This is a genomic window from Arthrobacter sp. B2I5 (assembly GCF_030816735.1).
In the GTDB taxonomy this organism is placed as follows: Bacteria; Actinomycetota; Actinomycetes; order Actinomycetales; family Micrococcaceae; genus Arthrobacter.
Genome location: NZ_JAUSYF010000001.1, coordinates 3216031 through 3234565 on the forward strand (window position 1 = coordinate 3216031; position 18535 = coordinate 3234565).

Annotated in this window: 19 protein-coding genes and 1 pseudogene; 7 read left to right on the forward strand and 13 right to left on the reverse strand. The window is 66.9% G+C overall.

What is annotated here, in order from left to right:
* Positions 1 to 34: 34 nt before the first annotated feature.
* Positions 35 to 769, forward strand: coding sequence for a FadR/GntR family transcriptional regulator (locus QFZ60_RS14970; protein ID WP_307091419.1), 735 nt, complete (start codon positions 35 to 37; stop codon positions 767 to 769).
* A gap of 66 nt (positions 770 to 835) precedes the next feature.
* Here the strand turns inward: QFZ60_RS14970 and QFZ60_RS14975 are convergent, their stop codons facing one another.
* From QFZ60_RS14975 to QFZ60_RS15000, 6 genes and pseudogenes are all read right to left on the reverse strand, one after another.
* The gene (locus QFZ60_RS14975) at positions 836 to 1648 is read right to left on the reverse strand and encodes a plastocyanin/azurin family copper-binding protein (RefSeq protein ID WP_307091420.1); all 813 of its coding nucleotides are present in this window, start codon (positions 1646 to 1648) and stop codon (positions 836 to 838) included.
* A 591-nt stretch (positions 1649 to 2239) separates the two neighbouring features.
* Positions 2240 to 2444 (reverse strand): annotated as a pseudogene (locus tag QFZ60_RS14980) (cold-shock protein).
* Between the two features lie 201 nt (positions 2445 to 2645).
* A complete protein-coding gene (locus QFZ60_RS14985) occupies positions 2646 to 2993 on the reverse strand; it encodes a PRC-barrel domain-containing protein (RefSeq protein ID WP_307091421.1) in 348 nt (115 codons plus the stop codon).
* On the reverse strand, positions 2980 to 3390 hold the full coding sequence (locus QFZ60_RS14990) for a hypothetical protein (RefSeq protein ID WP_307091422.1): 411 nt from the start codon (positions 3388 to 3390) through the stop codon (positions 2980 to 2982). The genes QFZ60_RS14985 and QFZ60_RS14990 overlap by 14 nt, the downstream gene beginning before the upstream one ends.
* Positions 3387 to 4613 carry an Nramp family divalent metal transporter gene (locus QFZ60_RS14995; RefSeq protein ID WP_307091423.1) on the reverse strand — a complete coding sequence of 409 codons (1227 nt, stop codon included), beginning with the start codon at positions 4611 to 4613 and terminating at the stop codon, positions 3387 to 3389. The genes QFZ60_RS14990 and QFZ60_RS14995 overlap by 4 nt, the downstream gene beginning before the upstream one ends.
* The gene (locus tag QFZ60_RS15000; RefSeq protein ID WP_307091424.1) at positions 4610 to 5149 is read right to left on the reverse strand and encodes a hypothetical protein; all 540 of its coding nucleotides are present in this window, start codon (positions 5147 to 5149) and stop codon (positions 4610 to 4612) included. Before QFZ60_RS15000 ends, QFZ60_RS14995 begins: the two co-directional genes overlap by 4 nt.
* Before the next feature lie 236 nt (positions 5150 to 5385).
* Between QFZ60_RS15000 and QFZ60_RS15005 the strand changes: the two genes are divergently transcribed.
* The 3 genes from QFZ60_RS15005 (at position 5386) to QFZ60_RS15015 (ending at position 7309) form a co-directional block, all read left to right on the forward strand.
* A complete protein-coding gene (locus QFZ60_RS15005; protein ID WP_307091426.1) occupies positions 5386 to 5790 on the forward strand; it encodes a TfoX/Sxy family protein in 405 nt (134 codons plus the stop codon).
* An 18-nt stretch (positions 5791 to 5808) separates the two neighbouring features.
* Positions 5809 to 6582, forward strand: coding sequence for an alpha/beta fold hydrolase (locus tag QFZ60_RS15010; RefSeq protein WP_307093333.1), 774 nt, complete (start codon positions 5809 to 5811; stop codon positions 6580 to 6582).
* Positions 6583 to 6691: 109 nt separating this feature from the next.
* Complete coding sequence (locus tag QFZ60_RS15015) at positions 6692 to 7309, forward strand: tellurite resistance/C4-dicarboxylate transporter family protein (protein ID WP_307091427.1); 618 nt, start codon at positions 6692 to 6694, stop codon at positions 7307 to 7309.
* Here the strand turns inward: QFZ60_RS15015 and QFZ60_RS15020 are convergent.
* Positions 7230 to 7937, reverse strand: a complete 708-nt coding sequence (locus tag QFZ60_RS15020; RefSeq protein ID WP_307091429.1) for a hypothetical protein — start codon at positions 7935 to 7937, stop codon at positions 7230 to 7232. The two genes, QFZ60_RS15015 and QFZ60_RS15020, sit on opposite strands and share 80 nt — an antisense overlap.
* 301 nt (positions 7938 to 8238) lie before the next feature.
* On the opposite strand from QFZ60_RS15020, the gene QFZ60_RS15025 reads away from it, so the two are divergent.
* From QFZ60_RS15025 to QFZ60_RS15035, 3 genes are all read left to right on the forward strand, one after another.
* The gene (locus tag QFZ60_RS15025; RefSeq protein ID WP_307091431.1) at positions 8239 to 8799 is read left to right on the forward strand and encodes a hypothetical protein; all 561 of its coding nucleotides are present in this window, start codon (positions 8239 to 8241) and stop codon (positions 8797 to 8799) included.
* Between the two features lie 24 nt (positions 8800 to 8823).
* Positions 8824 to 9135, forward strand: coding sequence for a hypothetical protein (locus tag QFZ60_RS15030; protein WP_307091433.1), 312 nt, complete (start codon positions 8824 to 8826; stop codon positions 9133 to 9135).
* Positions 9136 to 9280: 145 nt separating this feature from the next.
* Positions 9281 to 9967 carry a response regulator transcription factor gene (locus QFZ60_RS15035; RefSeq protein ID WP_307091435.1) on the forward strand — a complete coding sequence of 229 codons (687 nt, stop codon included), beginning with the start codon at positions 9281 to 9283 and terminating at the stop codon, positions 9965 to 9967.
* A 25-nt stretch (positions 9968 to 9992) separates the two neighbouring features.
* Here QFZ60_RS15035 and QFZ60_RS15040 read toward each other — a convergent pair whose 3' ends face one another.
* The 6 genes from QFZ60_RS15040 to QFZ60_RS15065 form a co-directional block, all read right to left on the reverse strand.
* The gene (locus QFZ60_RS15040; protein ID WP_307091437.1) at positions 9993 to 11672 is read right to left on the reverse strand and encodes a GAF domain-containing sensor histidine kinase; all 1680 of its coding nucleotides are present in this window, start codon (positions 11670 to 11672) and stop codon (positions 9993 to 9995) included.
* Positions 11673 to 11798: 126 nt separating this feature from the next.
* On the reverse strand, positions 11799 to 14513 hold the full coding sequence (gene mgtA, locus QFZ60_RS15045; protein WP_307091439.1) for a magnesium-translocating P-type ATPase: 2715 nt from the start codon (positions 14511 to 14513) through the stop codon (positions 11799 to 11801).
* A gap of 38 nt (positions 14514 to 14551) precedes the next feature.
* Positions 14552 to 15247, reverse strand: a complete 696-nt coding sequence (locus QFZ60_RS15050) for a class I SAM-dependent methyltransferase (protein WP_307091440.1) — start codon at positions 15245 to 15247, stop codon at positions 14552 to 14554.
* Positions 15248 to 15332: 85 nt separating this feature from the next.
* Positions 15333 to 16181 carry a triacylglycerol lipase gene (locus QFZ60_RS15055; protein ID WP_307091441.1) on the reverse strand — a complete coding sequence of 283 codons (849 nt, stop codon included), beginning with the start codon at positions 16179 to 16181 and terminating at the stop codon, positions 15333 to 15335.
* Between the two features lie 362 nt (positions 16182 to 16543).
* Positions 16544 to 17815, reverse strand: coding sequence for a S8 family serine peptidase (locus tag QFZ60_RS15060; protein ID WP_307091443.1), 1272 nt, complete (start codon positions 17813 to 17815; stop codon positions 16544 to 16546).
* Between the two features lie 49 nt (positions 17816 to 17864).
* Positions 17865 to 18530: a CPBP family intramembrane glutamic endopeptidase gene (locus QFZ60_RS15065; RefSeq protein WP_307091444.1), complete on the reverse strand. Its 666-nt coding sequence runs from the start codon at positions 18528 to 18530 to the stop codon at positions 17865 to 17867.
* Positions 18531 to 18535: the final 5 nt, after the last annotated feature.

The following is an 18535-nucleotide window of genomic DNA, read 5'->3' on the forward strand; positions in this document are numbered from 1 at the left end:
GGGCGCAGCGGCGCGTAACGGAACGGGGAGAAAAATGTCGACGGCGACAGTCCAGGACGGCGATGAAGTGCACGACGGCGGTCCCTCCCCGGCGGCGCAGGGCCGGGTTATTGAGGCGGTGGGGGTTGCGATAGCTTCCGGGGAACTCGTCCCCGGCACCCGGCTCACCCTCGAAGGGCTGCAGCACGAGTACGGAATTTCGCGAACCGTTGCCCGGGACACCATGAAGGTCCTGGAATCAATGAACCTGGTCTACTCGCGGCGGCGCGTCGGCATCGTGGTGCAGGAACCCTCACTCTGGAACGTTTTCGACCCCAACCTGGTGCGCTGGCGGCTGGCTTCGGACCGGCGGGACCTGCAGTACAGCAGCCTCACCGAGCTGCGCATCGCCGTCGAACCCATCGCCGCCGCGGGCGCGGCACGCAGGGCCAGCGCCGCGGAGCGTGCACAACTGGTGTCCCTGGCCCACGACCTCCGCCGGGTGGGCGAGGCCGGCGACCTCCAGGCCTTCCTGGCCGCCGATATCGCTTTCCATCAGCTGCTGCTGCGAAGCTGCGGCAATGAAATGTTCCGCGCCCTGGAAGGGATGATCGCGGAGGTCCTGACCAGCCGGACCCGGCAGGGGCTCATGCCGTTCAAGCCGCGGAGCGAGGCACTGCAGGCGCACGAGGCCGTTGCGACGGCCGTAGCCGGCGGCGATACCGCGGAGGCTGAACGCGCCATGCACCACATCCTCGATGAGGTGCGGGAGGCGATGGGGCTGCACTGACTCCTGTTAAAAACAGGCGGTCCGGCCGGGGCAACCGCCCCAGCCGGACCGCAAAGGTGGTCGGCGTCAGTCGACGACCCTCACCTTGCCCACCATGCCCATGTAGTCATGGAGTGCGCAGATGTACTCGAACGTTCCCTTTGCCTTAAACGTCACCGTGAACTCATCCTCGGGCCACATGATTCCCGAATTGAGGTCGCCGCCGGTGAACTGTGTCGGATCGCCGGACGGCGCGAATATATCCGCTGGTTCGGTGCCAAAGGTGACCGTATGGGGAGCGCCCATACCGGTATTGGCGAACACGACTTCTGCACCCACGTGCACCGTCACGGTCGGCCGGACGAAGCGCATGACCATCGCGACGCCGTCGTCACCGCCCGCTATGACTTTGTGGTTGCTGGCCTGCTGCGCCAGGGATGCGTCCAGTTGCTGCCCGTCCCGGAGGATGGACCTCTCCTGGGCCCTCGATGCCTTGTCGTAGTCCGCCTGGCTGTAGGGGTAGTCCGTGCTCCGGTCGCGTACATGGACCGTTCCCTTCATCACCATGCCGTGGACCAGGCAGTAGTACGTGAAGTCGCCTTTCCGCGGGAACGACAGGCTGTAACTCCTCGCATCGGGGAAGCCTGGGACGTCCACGTTGGCCAGGAGGCCGGAATTGTAGTACGAATGCCCGTCGTAGCTGTCCCCTCCGCGCTTCAGCAACTCGTCCTTGCTGAACGGATTGAATGGTTGCAGCGACTGTCCCGAAGCCAGGAACGTCACCGTGTGGATTTCCGCGGAGTTTGCGTGCCACGTGATCGTGTCCCGCTTATTGACAAAGATCTCCGAGGGAAGGAACGCCATCCCCTGGATCTCCTGGTCGCGCGATTCAGAGCCCACTTGCACCTGCCAGGTCCGGTGGTCCCCTCCGTCCGCCGATGTGGGGCCGGCTGCAGCCAAGGAGGCGAGTAGTGCAACAGCGAATGCGACAATGAATGCCAGTTTGTTGGATCTCGGTGTGGTTCCCCGATAGTGCTTCATAGCAATGCTTTCTTAAACGGCGATCTGATAAATGCCGATGTGCAGCTGTAGCCGATTCGACCCATTGCGTGACTGGCCTACCGGCCACTGTTTGTCGGAGTGAAGGTGCTGGCTGCCGATGCCGGGGAGCGCGGGCAGCCAGTGTCGGCCGATTTTCGGGCCGGACATGCACCACCCCAACTGGTGCCGCGCAAGTATCCATTTCGCCAGACGCCGCCCACGGCGCTGGTGTGCATGCTGAAGGCGCGTGCACCTTCAACAGTGCTCCTGTATTTGCAACTTGTCGAGACGGCGCGGCTAGGGAAAATACTGTGCAACGCGCAGGCCCCAATGCCAGCGACCAGCCCCTTAGAGAAGGAACTGGCACACGTGGGTTAAACAAAAGCAGGGCCTGCCGTTCAAAACGGCAAGCCCTGCTTGGAAACCTAACGGTCCCGGAACTCTAGGAAATTAGAGAGCCTGGATGTTGGTGGCCTGGGGACCCTTGGGGCCCTGCTCGGTGTCGAAGGAAACCTTCTGGTTCTCTTCGAGGGAGCGGAAGCCGGAGGAGTTGATCGCGGAGTAGTGCGCGAAAACGTCCTGCGAGGAGTCGTCCGGGGAGATGAAGCCGAAGCCCTTTTCAGCGTTAAAACCATTTGACGGTACCAGTAGCCATTATTTTTGTCCTTCGTGAAGGTGGAGGGAAAATCCCGACTTTCGGGCCCTCCGGCGTGGGGTGTTCAAAAACCGCTACTTCAGAAGAACACGGACTTTCGACCGCGCGTACTGCCTGAACTACCAACTGCATAAACACAACAACAGGATCAACACTACAGGAGATTCGCCCCACACCTAATTCCGCACCTGTTCAGCGCCACTAAACCTGCCCGCCGCCCTCCAGCATCGTGTTGTAACGGGTGAATCCGGGGCGGAGCCGGACCGAGCGCGGGCCCACCATGGCGATGTCCTCCCACAGCACCAGGAACGAGCCGCGGTGCCGCCACCGCAGTATCCGGGCCAGCAGCCAGGGCCGGGTGAGGCCGTTCCGCTCGTACCCCAGGAACGATGCAACGCTGTGCGGGCTGACCACCAGCCCCATGAGCCGCGGCTCCGCCATCAGCTGGTGCGGCGGCCCGTCCAGCACGAACCGGGCGTCGGCAACGCGGCCCAGCCGTCCGCCGTCGGGGTCGTGGACCGGCGTCCCCAGCAGGTCACCGAGGATCATGGCGGCCTCCCGGAATCCGCGCGATGATCTTGTCCCGCACCCACCGTTCCACCCAGCTGGCGTCCAGCGGTTCGCCGCTCACGCCAAGCCGCACCACCACCTCCACTTCCGCCACGTCCTTCCATGGGATGCGGATCAGCCTGGACGACGGCGCCCTGCCGCCAAAGATGCGCGTGCCCAGCACCGCCCCGGTCAGCAGGGCCGTGATGACCGGCGGCGGCGTCCCCGGCTCAATCTCCACGTCCAAAGCAGGCCCGCTCACCTCGAGGTCATCCACGGTGGTGACCGGGACGCCGTCGTGGTCCAGGACCTGCCGGTCCATGAGGTGAAGCTGCGCGTCGAGGATGCGGCCGGCCACGCGCGGCACCGGCGGCAGCGGGGCTGACGGCGGTGTCATGAGCCGGCTCCTGTCACAATCATGAGCGGAATGGCGGCGAGCGAGGCCACCAGGATGATCACCAGATAGACCATCCCCAGCACGTTGACCGCGCGCCCGTTCACGTGCTCGCGCATGTACTGGGGGTCGTTGGCCACGATGAGGACGGGCAGGTACGTCAGCGGCAGGGCAATGGCGGAGAACACCACGGAGTATTCGGTCACCTGCACCGGGTCCACGCCGGTAGCCAGGACCGCGATGCCGATCAGCAAGCAAACGATCATCGAAAGGTGGAATCGGGCGGCTTGCGCCGGCCGCCGGAACTTGCCCCAGGACCAGCCGAAGAACTGGGCCAGGGTGTAGCCGGACGAGAGGGTGGTTTCCAGGGCGGCGCCAAAGGTTGCGGCAACGAAGCCCACCAGCAGGATGGCCAGGCCCAGTTTGCCGGCCCCCTCCGCCACGGGGAGCACCACCTGGGACAGGGACGTAACGGAGATGCCGGCCGGCAGGAGCACCACCGTGGCGCACGCGGCGATGGCCACGGACAGCAGGCCGCCCAGCGGGAACCCCACCAGGACGTTGATCCGTTCCTGCACCAGGTCCTTCACGGTCCAGCCTTCCTCCACTGCGCCGGAGGAAAAGAAGAAAACTTCGTAGGGAGTCATGGCTGCGCCAAACAGGGCAATGGCGTAGTAGCTGTATGTCCACACGGTTTCCTGCTCCGGGACGGCGGGCATCAGCTGCCCCGCCAAGGCGCCCCAATCGGGCTTCAGCAGGAACAGCGCCACGATGAAGGTGATCAGTGACAGACCCAGCAACCCAGTCACGTTTTCCATGATGGTGAACCTCACGCGCCAGATGACCAGCCACACGGCCAGTGCCGCTACCGGGATCCACAGAATGTAATACACACTGCTGGCCAGCTGCAGGGCAAGGGCAATGCCGCCCAACTCCGCGGTGACGGTCATCAGGTTGATCAGGAACGACGCCGAGAGGTTGGCCAGGCCTGCCCGCGCGCCAAGGCGTTCGCGGATCACTTCGAAGGTGGCCCGCCCCGATGCCGCCGCCACCCGGCCGGACATGTTGGCGAACAGGCAGATGCCCACCACGCCGACGACCACCACCCACACCATTGACAGGCCGAAGCGGGAACCGACCACGGCGTTGGTCACTAAATCCCCAATGTCCACGAACCCGCCGATGGCGGTGAGGACCCCGAGCGCGACGCCGAGCAGCCGCTTCACCGGGACCCCACCGTGCCTTCGAGCTGCTTCAGGGCGTCCTGCGCGTCCGCGAGCGCCTTGTCACCGTCGGAGAGCGAGGGGCTGCCGCCGTCGTTCGCTGCCAGGGCGGCACGCGCCGTGGCGAAACCCGCGGCGCACTGGTCCAGCACGTCCAGTGCCTGCTTCTGCACCACGCGCTCCTCCTGCGTTGCCGGTGAGAGCTTCAGGACACTGCTCCTGCTCGTCTCCACCTCCTTGAGGCCGTCGTCCAGGCTGGTGGCGGTGGCCGCTTGCGTGAGCTTGCCGTCCATGTCCTGGCGCAGGGCGATCCGTGCCGTGGCCACGGCGGAGGAGCTGTCCTTCACGGCCGTGGACACCGACCCGCCAACGCCGCCGCTGCAGCCCGTAAGGAAGGCCAGCGCGGCGAGGGCCAGCAGCGCGAGCCCGGCGGCGGGCCGGGCGGGAAGGGCGGCGGGCCGGGCGGGAAGGGCGGCGGGCCGGGCGGGGAAGGCGGCGGGCCGGGCGGGAATCTTTTCGGCCGGGGCGGAGTCCGGCATGTTCAGCACCGTTGCCTCCAGCCCCCGGAAACTCCCGGATCCATGCGACCTGGCGGGGCAGCCAAAGAATAGTTGCCTTGAGCTATATATAGCACTCCGCAGGGAAGTTTGACCTGCTCAGCCCGGGATTTTTGTGGCCTGCGCCATGGGGTCCACAGACCCTCGACCCCGCCTGCGAATAGGCATATCCTGCATCCAGATCCTGCGGAAATACCCTGCCACCGGGAGATGAAGCCATGGAGATGCCCAAGGCAAGCGAGGAAGACAAAGAACGGTTCCGGCGCGTGGTCCCTGACCATCCGGGGGTGGTGGTGAAGCCGATGTTCGGCAACCTCGGCGCGTTCATCAACGGCAACATGTTCGCCGGGCTGTTCGGGTCCACCATCGGCGTGAAGCTCTCCCCGGAGGACAAGGAGATGCTGGAGTCATCCGAGCGGACCGTGCCGTTCGGCCCGGCGGAGCGGCCCATGGGCGGATACACCGGCCTGCCGGAGGTCTGGAATGAAGAGGGCGACGGCGACGACACCCGGGCGCGGGCATGGGCCGAAAAGGCGCTGGGCTACATCGCGTCCCTGCCGCCCAAAGACCCCAAGGAACCCAAGGCAAGGACAGCCAGGACTGCCCGGGCGGCAGCGAAGTAGCCTGCGGAAGTGATTGCCATGGAACCGGTCCGCGTGATCCTGCTGCCGGGAAGTGTCCTTCCCGCCGGCCCTGCCTACGGCGGCCTGCTGGAGGCGCTGGGACCAGGAGTGGAAGCCGCTGCAAAGGACCTGGAGCTTTACGCCGGGGATGCACCGCCGCCGGACTGGAACCTGGACACCGAGGCGGACGGCGTGCTCCGCGAGGCCGACCGGCGCGGCTGGGATACCTTCCACCTGGTGGGATACTCCGGCGGCGGCTCAGCCACCCTGGCCCTGACGGCATCGCACCCCGAACGGCTCCGCAGCCTGGCACTGCTCGAACCCGCATGGGCAGGCACCTGGGACTGGAGCCCGGGGCACAGGGCACTGTGGAAGAAATATGACCAGTTGGACGGACTTCCGCCGGAGGAGTTCATCCGCGCCTTCATGCGGCTGGGCGTGAGGGACGACGTCGTCCTGCCGCCTCCGCCGCCCGGCCCGCCGCCGCCGTGGATGGCCAAACGGCCGGCAGGGATCGGCGCGTTCATCAGGACCTTCACGTCGTACAACCTGGACCGGGACCGCCTGGCCTCCTTCGACCGTCCGGTGCTGTTCATCCTGGGAGGCAAAAGCAATCCTGATGACTACGCCGACAACGCCAGGCGCCTGGGCCAGGTCTTCCCTGACTTCCGGCTTGAGGTGTTTCCCGACCGGCACCATTTCGATCCCCCGCACCGGATTGAGCCGCAACGGGTTGCCGCGCTGCTCAGGGAGCACTGGGCACGGGCCGAAGCTGGCGGCGGAAAACCGTAGGCAAGTCCCCCGCGAGATGACATATGACGGCAATGATCCTGCCCGGCACTGCGGCGAAGTGCCATCTCGCGGACCGTGGCTGCCGGATGCAGCAGCCTAAGCTGGGGGCATGGACACGGCCACTGACGCCCGGCACTCCTTCGCCTCCCGCGCGAACCAGGCGGTGCGGACGCTGTTCCGGCCGGAGGATCTGCGCCCGCAGTACTTCGTGGCTATGGGCGCCATGGCCATCAGCGTCCTGGCGGGAGCGCGGATCGTGGAGATGGCGGGAGCCCCCATGGTGGATGCGACCCGCGGGCTGGTGGCAGGTGCCTCCGTGGTGTTCTGGTCCTTCGCCTCGTGGCTGTTGCCGGTACTCATCGCCGCCGGCTGGTGGCGGCACATGGTCCACCGGGTGCCGTTGTCCTACGAGCCGGGCCTGTGGAGCGTGGTCTTCCCCCTCGGCATGTACGCAGTGGCCGGGATTTATCTGGGCCGCGCCGACCAGATGCCGTTGGTGGCAGCCATCGGCCGGGCGGAGCTGTGGTTGGCGCTCGCGGCATTCCTGGCTACCTTCGCCGGAATGTTCCTGCATGTGTGGGCCCACGCTGCTGCGCCCTTCCAGCCAAGTACGGTAAGCGGCAGGCTCAGCCCGGTAGGCGGCAGGCTCAGCCCGCCCGCGGACCGGTGCGGTGTGTCTTCTGCCGTCCGTCCCGGTGGGCGATATAGGCATAAACCATCAGGGTGATCCCGGCCGCGATCATGATGGCCGGGAAAGCAAAGTCCAGGGAAATGAACACCACCGTTGCCTGGAGGGCAAAGATCAACCCCATGACCGTGAGGACCGCCGCCGGGATCAGCGGCCACTTCATCCTTTCCGCGGGGTGGTCGGCGACGTGCCCGGCGCTGTGGACCGGGACCAGGGAAAGCAAGCCAAAGGTGGCCGCCAGGCCCAGGAAGAGGACCGCGGCGGTCGGCATGCCCTGCAGCTCCTGCGGAAGGGCCACGATGACCGCCAGCGTGAGCATGACGCCGGACGGGATCAGCGCCCACCAGTTGGTGCGTTCCCGCACGAACACCGCGGCGAAGCCGGCCCCCATGAAAAGGAACAGGAAGGCCGCGCCCCATGCCCCGCCCGTGAGCTGGGTGGCGGTGATGACGGCTGCCAGGCCCAGGAACACGGATCCAGGGATGGCCGCCCACCAGTTTTCCCGCCGCCGGACGAACAGGGAAAGGAACAGAACCCCAATGGCCGCGAAGATCAGCGGCGCAACAATGGCGGCACTGTCCATGACACCCAGCCGGTCCAGCAGCAGAAGGGCACCCAGCCCAATGAGGACAATGCCTGCAATAATGCTTGCGTTCGCTGATTTCACCGTCTGCCTCCCGGTTCCGGCAGCCAACATGCGCGGGCTGCTTAACCCACGCTACGGGCGGGGACAAAGGGGAAACAGGGCCCAAAGCCCCCGCCTTCAGCCGGAACCGCCATCCTTTTCCCAACCCGCTGCGAGGTTGGGACTTTCAGCCCTATAACCGGGCCGGGACGCTTGGCATCCTTGTAGAGGCGCCGTCCGGGTCCTCAGGCTTGCGAGGCCGGAGCGGCTTTCCCCCTTCTCCCCTTTCCCATGCACACACGACTTTCCCATGCACACACGCTTGGACTCCGAAAGGACCGGCATGCCTGACATCCGCACGCTCCGTCCCGCCCGACCATCAATCCAGGAGCACACCCCGCTGTCGCGGGAGGAAGCAGCCCGCCGCCGCGCCATGCTCCTCCATCCTTCCAACTTCAAGCCTTCGACCTCCCCCGGCAGCGAGGCGGACAGGATGGCCGAAGAACTGGGCAGCAGGTTCGAATGCCTTCATGAGGACCTGGTGTGCCGCGGTGTGCCGGAAAACGAAGCCCGCACGGAAGTGGCACGGATTGCGGCGCGGGAAGTGTGGGACGGGTTTGCATCACAGTTGCGCCGGCACCGGGCCGCCGGCCGGCAGATGGACGCAAACGTTCTTGCCGTCGCACTAACATCGATCCAGGGCATGACCCTGGCACTGCTCCGCCACCAGGGCGACCTGGCCTATGCCAGCCGCGCGGTGTCCACGGCCCTCCGCCGCCTCCAGTACAACGGCGGCCTGCTGGACCGGCTGCACCCGCACGGCAGCCCCGCCTTCAAGGACGCAGCTGTCACCCTCCAAACAGTGGAGGCTTTCCTCGACCGCCGTCCGCCGACGTCGTCCTGAAATCCGGCTTCGGAGCTGGTGTAGATGGCAACCGTGGATGAGTACAGGGCGGTCTACGGCGGGAACGAACCCCTGGCCGCTGTGGATGACACCGCCAATCTTGGGAACGGCGGATGCAACGTGATCCTCAGGGACACGGGCGGCGTGATCGGCAGCTGGAGCTCATGGGAGATGGCCAGCCGCGCCCTCAACCGGCTCCAAAAGCTGGGCGGCCGGTTTGAGTACCGGCTGGAGGAATCCCACCAATGGGTCAACGGGCTGGAATACACCTCCACGTGCTCCCATTGCAGCCTCACCCGCCGGCTTCCGGACAATTCCGGCGGCGGCGATCCCTAATGACGGCTGGTAAACGGCAGGACCGGACCTTTGGCCCTGCTGCTAAAGTAGCGGACACGAAATGATCATTTGAGGATCCTTCCGAACGGGGCGGGCGCGCTGACAAGGCGGCTGGGGAGGCCATCGACCCGATGAGAGCGTCTTCATGGAAATACCTGCAGCACCATTGGATTCACGTCGGTCTCCGGCCTGGACCGCCCGGATCTTCATCCTCAATGACCATGAACCCGTGCGGCGGGAACTGAGGGACCTGCTCGAAAACGATGGGTTCGTTATCGCTGGTGAAAGCGGATCGGCGGCAGAGGCCGCGCGCCTGATTCCCCTCCTGGAACCTGACCTCGCGGTGTTGGATGACAGGCTCCCGGACGGGACCGGGATCGAAGTCTGCCGCGAGCTTCGCGCCACCGCCCCCGGAGTCCGGTGCCTGATCCTGACAAGTTGGGATGAACCGCATGCCGTGCGGGCAGCCGTTCTGGCGGGCGCCTCTGGATACGTGCTGAAGCAGGTGCGGGACAACAACCAACTGGTGGATGCCATCCGCAGCGCCGCCGCCGGCAGTTCACTGTTGCGGCCGGGGGTGAGGGAGAGGATTGCGGAAAGCCTTTACGCAGCTTCCTCCGCGTCCTGGCTGGACAGCCTGACGGAGAGGGAGCGGAACGTCCTTGCTTTCATGGCCCGCGGCCTGACCAACCGGCAAATCGGGCAGGAGCTGGTGCTGGCAGATGAGTCGGTGGCTGCCTGTGTATCCTCAGTACTGCAGAAGCTGGGCTTCCGGCGCCGCAGCCAGCTGATTCCGGTGCCAATCCCGCGCGCGTGGGAACTGCTGCACTGATCCCCGCCTGGCCGGCCCTTCGCAGTCACGCGGAGATTGGCGCCGTCCAGGTCACACTGGTGCCTTTGCCGGGGGCGCTGTCGATAATGCAGGTCCCGCCGACACGGGAGGCCCGGGTTTTCATGTTGTTCAGTCCGCTGATCCGGCCGGGATTCGTAAAGCCCCGCCCGTGGTCGCGGACGGTGAGCACCACATGGCCCTCCTGCACTGACAGGTGCACATAGATTTCCTCGCAACCGGAATGCCTGACGGCGTTGCTGACGCTTTCGGACAGCACCGGCAGCAGCTGTTCGGCCACCTCGTCGCCGACGACGTCATCGACGGGGCCCGAGAGCTGGATCCTCGGGAGGACCCCGGCCGCGTTGGCCGCTTCCTGGACGGCGCGCAGGACGCGTCCGCTCAGGAGCTCCCCGTCCTGTTCCCGGGCCTGCAGGGCGTAAATGGTGTCGCGAAGCTGGTGGATGCAGTCATCCAGTTCCGTGGTGATGCCGGCGATCCGGCGCTCGTGCGCGAGGGGGTCCCCGGTGTAGCGGCGCAGCCCCTGAATGCTCAACCCCGCCGCGAACAACCGCTGGATCACCAGGTCGTGCAGGTCCCTTGCAATACGTTCCCGGTCGATGAACAGCGCATGTTCTTCCCGCAGCTGGTTGGCCCTCAGCAGATCCAGCGTCAGGCCAATTCTGGACGCGAAGACCGCGCTTTGTTCAACATCGACATCCGTGTAGCGGCTTCCGCTGGACGGGCGCGCCAGGATCAGCACGGTGTCCCGGTGTCCGTCAATGTTGTTGCCCAGCGCAGCGAGCAGGACCGGTCCGAGCTTTTCGGCGGACGCACCGTCGAACACCTGGGCAGGGTCCTTGACGATCCTGGACTCCCCCGTGGCGAGCACCTCGGCTACGGACTCGCCCACCGGAAGCTCCTGACCGGCGGGTATGGACTGGACTCCCAGGGAGGTCCGGCACCGCAGGCTCCCGTCCCCGGCAACCGACGCGATGATGGACAGTGCCGAGGCCGAGGCGTGCAGTGCACGCTCGGCGATCATGTCCAGGTTGTTCGTATCGGACCGCGGGTTGGCCTTGAGCCGGTCGCTGACGTCCATGCCCGCTTCCAGCCACCGCTGGCGGCTCTTGCTGTCCTCGAACAACCGTGCGTTCTGGATGGCTACACCGGCGGCGGATGCGAGGGCAACGGCAAGGTCCTCGTCCTCGGCCGTGAAGTCCTGGCCGTCGGTCTTTTCCGTCAGGTACAGGTTCCCGAAAACTTCGTCCCGCACCCGGACCGGGACGCCCAGGAAGGTCTTCATGGGCGGATGTTCGGGCGGGAAGCCAACCGCGATGGGGTGTTCGCCGAGGTCATGGAGGCGCACCGGGCTGGGCTCACGGATCAGGTGCCCCAGCACGCCGTGGCCGGTGGGAAGGTCGCCGATGAGCCGGGCACCTTCTTCGTCGATGCCGACAGTGATGAAGTGGCTGAGCTGCTGGTCGTCACCGATGACGCCCAGGGCACCATAGCGCGCCCCCACGAGCTCGCAGGCGGACTGCACCACCCGGTCCAGCACCACTTCCAGGCTGAGGTCTTCCGTCAGGGAAACGACGGCACCGAGCAGGCCCTCCACGTGTTCCTGGGTCCGGACCAGCTCATCTGCCCGGTCCACGAACTCACGCAGAAGCTCCCGGGTTCGTCGCCGGATTGGTTCACGCCACATAAAGAAAACACCTCAGTCATAGAGCATCACCCACGGCGGGCTGCATCGCCCTGGATCCGATTTGTGACAGCCCCCAGTGTCTCTCACCACCATGCTAACAACCCCGGCGACCCAGCGGCTTATAAGTTACGTCCTGGCTGCCTCCCGTCCCCGCAGCCGTGCGCGGCGCCGGCTCCCCGGCTGCGCTGGAGGCCGGGGCACCCTGACCGGGGCGCTGAACCTGAAGGCCCTGCGGGCGATGTGGTGCGTGGCGTGCCGGGGCCGGACGGGCGGTGGCGGGGCCGGCAGCTGCTGCGCATCGCGGGCGAAGAACCACTGCTTGGCCAGCTCCACCAGCACCAGGTACACCACCACCATGCCCAGCAGGGCAAGGAAGAACGGGACCGGAAGCGGGTCGAAGCCCAGCACCGCGGCCAGGGGCGAGAGCGGAAGGAAGATCCCCACGGCCACCACGCCAAGCGATGCGGCAATCAGCCCTGCTGAGGGCCGGCTGCGGAGGAACGGCACGCGCCGGGTGCGGATGGCGAAGATGATCAGCGTCTGGGTGGCGATGGATTCGATGAACCAGCCAGCGCGGAACTCCCCCGGAACGGCGCTGAACGCGAACAGCATCAGGGCGAACGTGGCGAAATCGAACAATGAACTGATGGGGCCGAAGAGCAGCATGAACCGCCGGATGAACGCGATGTCCCAGTGCGACGGCGCCCGCAGCTGCTCCTTGTCCACCCGGTCCCCCGGGATGGCCAGCTGCCCGGAGTCATACAGCAGGTTGTTCAGCAGGATCTGGCCCGGGAGCATGGGCAGGAAGCTCAGCACCACCGAGGCGGCTGCCGCACTGAACATGTTGCCGAAGTTGCTGGACGTGCCCATCAGCACGTACTTGATGGTGTTGGCGAAGATGCGCCGCCCCTCCATCACGCCGTCGGCCAGGACGCCCAGGTCCTTGTCCAAAAGGACGACGTCGGCCGCGTCCTTGGCAACGTCGGTCGCCGTATCGACGGAGATGCCGATGTCCGCCTTGTGCAGTGCCAGGGCGTCGTTGACGCCGTCGCCCATGAAGCCCACCGCCCCGCCGCTTTGGCGCAGGAGGCTGATGATCCGCGCCTTTTGTTCCGGCGAGACGCGGGCGAAGATGGTGGCCGTGCGCGCGGCGGCGGCAAGGTCGGCGTCGGACATCTGCCCAACCTGGGTGCCCGTCAACGTGCCGCCGGAGAGCACATCAAGGTCAGCGCAGACCTTCTCGGCCACCTTGGCGTTGTCCCCGGTGGCAATCTTCACCGAGATTCCCAGCGCCTCCAGCCGGTCCAGGGACTGCCGGGCGTTGGCCTTGGGCCGGTCCAGGAAGACCAGGAAACCTGCCAGGGCAAGGCCCCGCTCCTCGGCCGGCGTCAGCCTGGCAAGCCCCGCGGCCGGACGGGTGGCTACGGCCACCACCCGCGCGCCGGCGCCGAACTGTTCCTCCAGCATGGCCTGCACGGCGGGCGGGACCGGACCGCACAGGGCCAGGACGTCCTCCGGCGCCCCCTTGGTCACAAGCTGTGGCGGACCTCCCCGGTCACGGACCAGCACGGTGGTGCGGCGGCGCCGATGGTCAAAGCGGATCAGGTCCAGCCGGTCAAAGCGCCCCGGTTCGAAAGCCGCAGCGCCGGCACTCTCCCACAGCGCGGCATCCAGGGGGTTCTGGCCCGCGGAGGAAACCTTCGCCCCCGCATAGTCTGCCTCGGTGGCCAGCAAACCCAGGGTAAGCAGGCCGCCGTCGGACACATCCGGGGTGGCCGGGAGGGCAGCCGTGAAGCTGATCTTCCCTTCCGTGAGGGTGCCGGTCTTGTCCGTGACCAGGATGTCCATATCGCCAAGGTCCTCGATGCAGACCAGCCGTTTGACCAGGACCTTCCGCCTGGCCAGCTGGCGGGTACCGGTGGCCAGGCTGGTGCTGACGACGGCGGGCAGCAGCTGCGGCGTGATGCCCACGGCGATGGCCAGGGAAAACAGCAGTGATTCCAGCAGGGGGCGCTGCAGCAGCAGGTTGGCCACGAAGATCAGCGACGTGAGTACGACGGCCACCTGCAGCAGCAGGAAGGAGAAGCGCTTGAGGCCCAGCTGGAACTCGGTCTGCGGCTGGCGTTCGCCCAGGCCCAGCGCGATCCTGCCGAATTCGGCCCGGCCGCCGGTTGCCACCACCACCCCGCTGCACCCGCCGGACTGGATCACGGTGCCCATTAACACGCAGGAGGCGAGGTCGGCCAGGGGTGAGCCCGCCGGCACCGGCGCCGGGTCCTTGGCTGCAGGCTGGGACTCCCCCGTGAGGATGCTTTCGTCACAGAGGAGGTTATCGGCGGTCAGCAGGCGGATGTCTGCCGGGACGATGGCGCCCAGGGAAAGATGGACGACGTCGCCGGGCACCAGGGCGGTGACGTCCACGTCCGTGGTGGTTCCGTCGCGCTGCACGGCGGCCTTGTGGGTGACACGCTCATGCAGGGCCTCGGATGCCCGCTCTGCGCGGTATTCGTTGCTGAAGCCGAGGCCAACACTGACCAGCAGGATCACGCCGATGACGATCGAGTTGGTGGCGTCGCCCAGGAACAGGGACAGCGCCGCGGTGACGATCAACAGGATGAGGATGGGGCTGGCGAACTGCCGGCCCAGGACGGCCCAGGCGTTGGCGCGGTGGGTGCGGACGGCGTTGGGGCCGAGGCTTTCAAGCCGCGCGGCGGCTTCTTCCCCGTTCAGGCCTTCCAGGACCGATCCCAGGCGCTCCAGCGTCTGCTCCGCCGTCAGGGCCGCGGCATCTGTGATGGGCAGCTGGAGGGAACTGCGCTCCCGGACGTTCAGGTCTGTCATGCCGGATCCGATCGGACACGTTGGTTTGTGGCGCTACCTTAGGGCAAGGGTACGACGCCGGGCGGACCGGGGCTGGTGGCCGTGCCCAGGATGTGCGCGAGCGGAGGATTCAGCCGCTGCACCGCGAACCCGAAGCGCTCGTTGTCCTGGACCGTGAATCCTGCTGCCGTGATGGCGGCCAGGGTGTCCCGGTTGAGGTGGCATCCGCCCATGAACCGCCCCCACACGGGAGTCAGTGCATCTTCCGCCCGGGCCACCAGCGGGTGCCGGGACCGGACGTGCTCGTAATAGGCAAGCGTGCCGCCGGGGCGCAGGACGCGGCGGATCTCCGCGAGCACAGCGGACTGGTCCTTCACGCTGCAGAGGACGAGGCTGGCCACCACGGCATCGGCGCTGGCAGATTCCGCCGGTATGTCCTCTGCGGCAGCGGCCACCACGGTGACCGGAACGCCGGCGGCGGCCACCTGTTTTTCTGCCACGCTCCGGAGGTAGTCATCAGGTTCCAGTGCCAGGACGCGGGTGACGGCGGGAGGGTACAACGGGAAGGAGGACCCGGCGCCGGCTCCGATTTCGATGACGGAGCCATGCAGTCCGGCCAGGATACGGCGCCGGTGCTCGGCGGCACCGCGGCGGTCCATTCCGCCCACTGCCCGGGCAAACGCCCGGGCGAACAACGGGTGCTGCAGCGGGCCCGGGCCCACCCCGCCCTCCGTGCCACCAGGGGTGCTGTCCATCCGGATACCTCCTTGGGACTGGTCTGGCTCTCATCATGGCACGGAGTGCGGAGGCGGGGCGCTGCCGGTTGAAGGCGGCCTGGGGCTACAGGCAGCTGGGCTGGTACGCGGGGTCCGCGGGGCCGGAGGCCTTGCTCAGCGCGTTCGCCACGAACTGGTGCACCACGGGATCGTTGGGAGTCTGATCGTGTTCGAAGACATCGGCCGGGCACTTGTCCTGGATGGTGATGTTGGTGACCTGCCTGGAGGGTCCCACCAGGAACTGGCTGTTATAGGGGATCACCACTTCGTCATAGACGGTGGAGATCACGGTGTAGGACGGCCCGGCCACGGTGTCGCCCTTGGCATTGAGTTCCTGCATGAACGCCGAGCCGGCCTGCTGGTCAGCGCACGCCGCGCAGCCCAGGGTGGTGTAGGCGGGGTCGGGGACGGCGTCCGGCGGCGGCACGATCAGGCCCTGGGTGCCGTGGTTGGAGGGCGCAATGCCCACGAGGTGATGGACGTACTTGGCGCCGCCCAGCAGGTGCATGTAGTAGCGGGGCATCATGCCGCCCTGGCTGTGGCCCACCAGGTCAACTTTCGCAGCGCCGGTGGCGGCGCGGACGGCGTCAACGAACGGGGCCAGTTCCTTTGCGGACTCGGCCACCGGGGCTGTTGCGTAGACGCCGTTGGTCTCGCCGTAGTTGAGGGCAAAGACGCAGTACCCGGCGCTCTTGAGATAGGGCGAGAGGGTGGACCAGTTCTTCGCCATACTTTCGAAGGTTCCGGGTACCAGGACCACCGGGTACGGATGCTCCGGGGAAGGCTTGCAGGTCCAGTCGTTGGCGCCGGGCGGGGCGACGTCCAGGGTGTCGGCCTGCGCGGGAACCGTGGAGAGCGAGCCGGCCAGGACTGCGGCTGCGGCGACGGACAGGGCGCGTTTAAGCAGTGACATATAAACCTCTTTGTTCGCGTGTCAGGAATGGTGTCGCGGCCGGGTCTGCTGGTGGCGGTGTAGCTGGTTGTACCAGCCAGGTGCCCTGCTGCGGTCCTAGAAATGCTAGGCAGCAAGGACCGCCAGGTGGCCCTGCCTGCACGAACGTGCGTGGAATGAATTCCCTTCCCACCCGGGTCCACTGGCCCGATTTGGGGACGCCGCCAGCAATATTGTTACTGGTGAGTAGCTATTTCGAACCAGCACAGTGCCTGCGGCTGCCGCAGCGGGCAGCGGGCGGGGAGTGCAGGGCGCACTGCACAGATGTGCACGGAGCCGCGGACAGCCTCCGGCTCCGTGCACGGCGCCTCTAAGGAACCGTTCTACTTCACGGCCTTCACGGCGTTGGCGGCGTTCACCCGGCCGTACGCCCAGTAGGTGCCGGTCCCGGGCACCCTGTCCGCGGTGGATTCCACGTTGGCCCGGATCGAGGCGTTGGTGGCACCGGGGTGGGAGCTCCAGGCGAGCGCGGCGGTGGCGGCCACGATCGCCGAGGACATGGAACTGCCGTTGCCCACGTCGTAGCCTCTGGAGCGGTTGTTGGGAACTTCAAGGGCAAAGGCGTGGTTCGGGAAGGTGGAGTAGACATTGACTCCGGGCGCCGCCACGTCCACCCAGCTGGCCCCATAGGTCGAGAAGGATGCCTTGACGTCCTTGTTGTCCGTGGCCCCGACCGCGATCACGTTCGGGTAGGAGCCGGGGTAGATCTTGGTCTGGTTTCCACCGTTTCCGGCGGCCGCCACCAGCACCACTCCCTTGGTCCACGCGTTGTTCACGGCGGCCTCGAGCGTGCGCGAGGCACGGACCCCAATGCTCATGTTGATCACCTTGGCGCCGTTGCTGACGGCCCAGTTGATGCCGTTGGCAACACTTGAGCTGGACCCCACCCCGCTGTCGTTCAGGACTTTCCCGGCCAGGATGGTGCAGCCCGGGCATACCCCTGCCACGCCTGCCGAGTTGCTGGAGGTGGCGGCAACGATGCCGGCCACATGGGTGCCGTGGCCGTAATAGTCCTCCGCCACCGGGTCGCCGGCCTTCGTGGCAGCGTCACTGAAGTTGGCGCGTGCCACCACTTTGGGGGCGATGTCAGGGTTGTCGCTGGCAACGCCCGAGTCCAGGACGGCCACCTTGATGCCGGAGCCTGTGGTGGTATTCCAGGCTTCGACGGCGTCGACGTCGGCGTCCGCAGTACCAACGGGCACGGTGATGTCACCGCGGGTGTTGGTGAAGGACTGGCCGGTGTTCTGCAGCGCGTACTGGCGGGGGAAGTAGGTGTCGCTAGTGGCGGCGTGGGCCGGCTCGTCGGGCTCGGCGTACTCAACCGACGGGTTCCGGCTGAGCGCGTCGATCAGCCGGGCTTCCTGGCCGGAGGGCACCGGGACCAGCCGGGCGCCCGTGCCGCCCACGGCCGAGCCGGCCGGAAGACCGTACTGGTGGAGCACGCCGGGTGCTGCGCCGCCGTCGTACGTTTTGACCAGGATCTGTCCCGCTCCTGCGGGCGACGTGGACGGCGCCGCGCTGGCTACGGGTGCCATGGTGAGTGAGCCAAGCGAGAGGACTGCCGCCGTGAGACCGGCGATGACGACTTTCTTCATGGCGTTATGGTGCAACGCGGCCTGCAGGGGCGGATAGGGGCAAGGGCCCCTATTCTCGCCCGGGCCCTTGCGGCAGCCAGGCGTTGCGGGCCGCGCGGACGCCGCAGGAATCGGTGGCAGCATGGGCGATGGACACCGCCAGGAGCGAGCCGCTGCGCTGGGCGGCCCACCCGTACCCAACCCCGATCAGGCCCGCGCCCAGCAGCACGGGCCAGCGGCCGCGCGCATGGGGACGGACTGCAAGCGGGACCAGGTGCCATGCGGTGAAACCGAGGGAGGGCCAGAGCCACCCCTGGACCTTACGGTCCGGGAAGACGGCCAGCGGCACGCCGCGCCACAGGGCTTCCTCGGCCAGGGCGTTGGTGACGCCTATGCCCACGGCGGCGAGCGCAGCCTCAGGGCCCGCCTTCCTGGCGTTGGGGATCAGTTCCGTGGCGATGGCGCCGGCCGGCGGGATGAGCAGGATGCTCCACATCAGCGCCCTGCCCTGGGGTGCCGCGGCGGGTGCATGCCAAAGATCCACCAGCCGACGTCGGCCGGCCAGCACGAGTGCCACGCTCCAGCACACCGCCCAGTAGGCTGCGAACCCCGCCTGGTAGCCGCGGCGCTTTCCGAACCGGCGGACGGTGAACCTGAAGACGGGAACCATCAGGGCGGGCACCGCGGCGGGCATCAGGGCCGCGGCTGTGCGGCGCCACGTCCTGGGTGGGTTCACGGGAC

What these genes read in the sequence shown, in the direction of transcription:
- QFZ60_RS15005 (WP_307091426.1), top strand. Translation starts at nt 5,386, where the DNA reads ATGGAGATGCCCAAGGCAAGCGAGGAAGACAAAGAACGGTTCCGGCGC.
- QFZ60_RS15050 (WP_307091440.1), bottom strand. Translation starts at nt 15,247, where the DNA reads ATGGACAGCACCCCTGGTGGCACGGAGGGCGGGGTGGGCCCGGGCCCG.
- QFZ60_RS15025 (WP_307091431.1), top strand. Translation starts at nt 8,239, where the DNA reads ATGCCTGACATCCGCACGCTCCGTCCCGCCCGACCATCAATCCAGGAG.
- QFZ60_RS14990 (WP_307091422.1), bottom strand. Translation starts at nt 3,390, where the DNA reads ATGACACCGCCGTCAGCCCCGCTGCCGCCGGTGCCGCGCGTGGCCGGC.
- QFZ60_RS15030 (WP_307091433.1), top strand. Translation starts at nt 8,824, where the DNA reads ATGGCAACCGTGGATGAGTACAGGGCGGTCTACGGCGGGAACGAACCC.
- QFZ60_RS15010 (WP_307093333.1), top strand. Translation starts at nt 5,809, where the DNA reads ATGGAACCGGTCCGCGTGATCCTGCTGCCGGGAAGTGTCCTTCCCGCC.
- QFZ60_RS15035 (WP_307091435.1), top strand. Translation starts at nt 9,281, where the DNA reads ATGGAAATACCTGCAGCACCATTGGATTCACGTCGGTCTCCGGCCTGG.
- QFZ60_RS15040 (WP_307091437.1), bottom strand. Translation starts at nt 11,672, where the DNA reads ATGTGGCGTGAACCAATCCGGCGACGAACCCGGGAGCTTCTGCGTGAG.
- QFZ60_RS15015 (WP_307091427.1), top strand. Translation starts at nt 6,692, where the DNA reads ATGGACACGGCCACTGACGCCCGGCACTCCTTCGCCTCCCGCGCGAAC.
- mgtA (WP_307091439.1), bottom strand. Translation starts at nt 14,513, where the DNA reads ATGACAGACCTGAACGTCCGGGAGCGCAGTTCCCTCCAGCTGCCCATC.
- QFZ60_RS15060 (WP_307091443.1), bottom strand. Translation starts at nt 17,815, where the DNA reads ATGAAGAAAGTCGTCATCGCCGGTCTCACGGCGGCAGTCCTCTCGCTT.
- QFZ60_RS15055 (WP_307091441.1), bottom strand. Translation starts at nt 16,181, where the DNA reads ATGTCACTGCTTAAACGCGCCCTGTCCGTCGCCGCAGCCGCAGTCCTG.
- QFZ60_RS15000 (WP_307091424.1), bottom strand. Translation starts at nt 5,149, where the DNA reads ATGCCGGACTCCGCCCCGGCCGAAAAGATTCCCGCCCGGCCCGCCGCC.
- QFZ60_RS14970 (WP_307091419.1), top strand. Translation starts at nt 35, where the DNA reads ATGTCGACGGCGACAGTCCAGGACGGCGATGAAGTGCACGACGGCGGT.
- QFZ60_RS14985 (WP_307091421.1), bottom strand. Translation starts at nt 2,993, where the DNA reads ATGATCCTCGGTGACCTGCTGGGGACGCCGGTCCACGACCCCGACGGC.